The organism is Frankia tisae, from assembly GCF_025403405.1.
GTDB lineage: Bacteria > Actinomycetota > Actinomycetes > Frankiales > Frankiaceae > Frankia > Frankia tisai.
Map to the genome: position 1 here is coordinate 1 of NZ_JANEZT010000514.1, position 3,538 is coordinate 3,538.

A 3,538-nucleotide genomic window follows, 5' to 3' on the forward strand; every position below is an offset into this window, starting at 1 on the left:
GCCCGGATCATGAAGCCCCCCACCCGCTAACCACCGCACTCCGGCCAGACTCCGCTCGGCCAAGCGGCTCGGTTCCGCGGAACACCAAGATCGCGGGCCGTTTGCGCGGAGTGAGTGCGGGGCGGAGTTCCGGACAAGCCCCGATTACGCCGGAGTACTGAGTGGCATACTTCGAGGGCATGTGGGGGACATGGCCGTACGCGGGCCGGTTCGTGCGGTGACCGGAGAACCTTCGCCGGCGCCGCGACGGTACCCCGGCGTGATGGTCTCGAGTACGTTCCGGGATCTGAAGGAGCACCGCGAAGCGGTGATCCGGGCGATTCTGGGGCAGGGGCTGCACCCGGTTGCGATGGAGCATGACTCGGCGCTACCCGACGTCACCGTGGTGGAGTCCTCCTTACGGAAGGTTCAGGATGCCGCGGCATATGTGGGCATCGTTGGACGCAGCTACGGGCAGATCCCCGAGATCGACAGTAACCCGATGGCTTGTCGCTGACCGAGCTGGAGTTCCGGGAAGCGCGCAGCCTCCGCCTTCCAACCCTGATATTCATCATGAGTGAAAAGCATCTGGTGCCGGAGACGGCGGTGGAGCTGGACTCGGAGAAACGCGGAAAGCTGGCGGCGTTCCGCGAGGAGGTCAAGCGCGCGAGTGCGGACTCGTCCATGCACCGGGTGTACCGGGAGTTCGACAGCCTGGAGGATTTCAGGGACGCGGTCACGCAGTCAGTCGCCGTGCTGCGCCGCGACCTCGACGCGCGTGCCGCCGAGAACGCCGCCGAGGGGAATCGACCAGGCCGGCAGGAGTCGGCGGATATCCCAGCCGCGCGGCGGCTTTTTCACGCCGAACCTTCCTATATAGGTGGGCAGGCTTTCGTCGGGCGGGCGGATCAGCTGGCAATCCTCGACGAGTGGGCCGCGCCGGCAGATCGGTCCCCGGTCCTGTTGTTCGATGCGATCGGTGGCGCCGGAAAGAGCGCGCTGACCTGGGAATGGGTCTCCCATCACGCTACCGAGGTTCGCGGGGACTGGGCGGGGCTGTTCTGGTACTCCTTCTACGAGAAGGGGGCGGTGATGGCCGACTTCTGCCGCGCCGCCCTCGCCTACACCACCAACCGGCCACTGGACGACTTCAAGGAACTGAAACAGTCCGAGCTCACCGACCAGCTGCTCCGGCAGCTCCGGCGTGGGCCGTGGTTGCTGGTCCTCGACGGCCTTGAACGTGTTCTCGTCGCCTACCACCGCCCGGATGCCGCCCGGCTCGCAGACGAGGACGCCGGCACCACCAGTGACATCATCGCCGCCCGCGATCCCCGGGCGGTGATCCGTCCCCGAGACGAGGATCTGCTGCGCGGGCTCGCGGCCGCCGGCCCGTCGAAGATTCTCATCACCTAGCGGCTGGTTCCCCAGGCACTGCTCGGCCCCGCCCGCCGACCGATCCCCGGCGTCCGGCACGAATCGCTCCCCGGCCTCCGGCCCGCCGACGCGGAAGCCCTGCTGCGGTCGTACGGCGTCGACGGCGACTCGGGCACCATCCGCGCCTACCTGCAGCGGCACTGCGACTGCCACCCACTCGTGACCGGCGTCATCGCCGGCCTCGTCACCAACTATCCGCGTGCGTACGGCCAGTTCGACCGGTGGGCCGCCGATCCCGACTACGGCGGCCGCCTCGACGTCGGCGACCTCGATCTCACCGGGAAACGCAACCACATCCTGCGCGTGGCCCTCGACGCACTGCCCGCCCCGGATCGACAACTGCTGTCCTTGCTCGCCCTGCTGTCCGAGGCCACCGACTACGACACCATCAAAGCGCTCAACCCCCACGTGCCGGCCGAACCTGCCTCCGCGCCGCGAAGGCCAGAAGGTGGTTGGGACTGGAAGTACCTGTCGGCGAGGAAACGCGCCGCGCGAGTGATGTACGCGGCGGAGATGAAGGCCTACCAGGGATACCTGGAAGCCCACCGCGCGTGGGAGCGTTCCCCGGAACGCGCCTTGGTAGCGCAACGACTTGATCGCACCGTGGCGGACCTGGAGAAAAGGGGTCTGCTGCAGGTCGACCGGGGTACCAGCCGGTACGACCTGCACCCGGTCGTGCGCTCCGTCGCCGCCGCCTGGCTTCCCGCCGACGACCGTGACCGCCTCGGCCAGCGTGTCATCGACCATTTCTCGTCCCGACCCCAGAACCCCTACGAGGAAGCCGACACCCTCGACGATCTCCAGAACGGCCTGACCGTCGTCCGCACCCTTCTACACCTGGGCAGGCTCCCCGACGCATACGACGCATACAAGGGTGACCTTTCGCACGCCCTCCTCTACTATCTGGAGGCGTACAACGAAATACTAGCCCTGCTGCGCCCCTTCTTCACCCACGGCTGGAACACTCCCTCCCCCGACCTGGCCGAGTTGGCCCAGAGCTATCTGGCCAACGATGCGGGAATCGTACTCAGTCAGCTCGGGGAGTATGACCAGGCGCTTGCCGCTAAAAGCGCCGGATTGAATATCGACCTCGATCGGCAGGACTGGGATAACGTACGTATTGCGTTGAGCAACTGTACATGGGATCTTTACGGCCAGAATCGTCTCGCGCCTGCGAGGCGTCTTCGTGTTCTCGCTCTCGAACTGGCCGAACACCTCGGCAACTGGCGATTATCCGACGCGTGGGAGGACATGTACGCCGTGTATGTGGATTCCGGGCGGATGGGTGATGCCGAACGGATGTGGGCGGCGCTCAACTCGAGGGGCCTCGACGGGCAGTGGGCGGTGGACATCCCCGGGCACGCCGCGCTGCTGCATGCCCGTTACCTGTTCGAGCAGGGGACTCTCACGGACGACGACCTGAGCCGAGTCGTGCAGATCGCAACGGCCAAACGCCACCGTCAGAGCGTCCGTGAGCTGCACCGGCTGCGCGGGTGGTGGCTGGCGGACCACGGTCAGTGGGCGGCCGCGGCCGACAGCCTCAGCGACGCCGTGCGCATGGCGCGCGAAGCCGACATCACCGACGCCGACGCCGACGCCCTGCTTGCCCTGGCCCGGCACCACCTCGGCCAGCTCGCCGACCCCCGCGCCGAAGCCGAACGCCTCGCCGCACTCCGCCAGCCCGCGCACCTGCACCTCGCGCACCTCTGGCACGCCCTCGGCGACACCGACGAGGCGACCACCCACGCCCTCGCCGCCTACCGACACGCCTGGGCAGACGGCGAACCCCACGTCCACCGCCACGACCTGAACCGCGCCACGACCCTGCTGCGCACCCTCGGCGCCGAGATCCCCGATCTTCCCGCCTACAACCCCGCAGACGACCCACCCCCCGACTGGGAAACCCGCGCCGCGACAGCCATCCACGATCTACTCCGCCAGGACGACAACCAGGGCTGATCGGCAGACCGGACCCTGAGGCGCCCTGAACCACAGGCGCTGACCCTCAACCGCTGCGGCCGGCCGGGGCCACTTCCTGACGGCCGCGCGAGACGGCCGGGTACCCAGCGTGATGCCTGTCTCTTATACGCATCTCCGAGCCCACGAGACTAGCGCTCATCTCGTA

3 protein-coding genes are annotated in these 3,538 nt (G+C 67.7%); all 3 read left to right on the plus strand.

Features of this window, described 5'->3' with window-relative positions; all coding sequences use genetic code 11:
• Nucleotides 1-190: 190 nt before the first annotated feature.
• The 3 genes from NBZ85_RS29020 (at nt 191) to NBZ85_RS29030 (ending at nt 3,372) form a co-directional block, all read left to right on the plus strand.
• On the plus strand, nt 191-496 hold the full coding sequence (locus NBZ85_RS29020) for a DUF4062 domain-containing protein (RefSeq protein ID WP_261563140.1): 306 nt from the start codon (nt 191-193) through the stop codon (nt 494-496).
• Nucleotides 487-1,392, plus strand: a complete 906-nt coding sequence (locus NBZ85_RS29025) for a DUF4062 domain-containing protein (protein WP_498041273.1) — start codon at nt 487-489, stop codon at nt 1,390-1,392. The genes NBZ85_RS29020 and NBZ85_RS29025 overlap by 10 nt, the downstream gene beginning before the upstream one ends.
• Before the next feature lie 180 nt (nt 1,393-1,572).
• On the plus strand, nt 1,573-3,372 hold the full coding sequence (locus NBZ85_RS29030; RefSeq protein WP_261563144.1) for a hypothetical protein: 1,800 nt from the start codon (nt 1,573-1,575) through the stop codon (nt 3,370-3,372).
• Nucleotides 3,373-3,538: the final 166 nt, after the last annotated feature.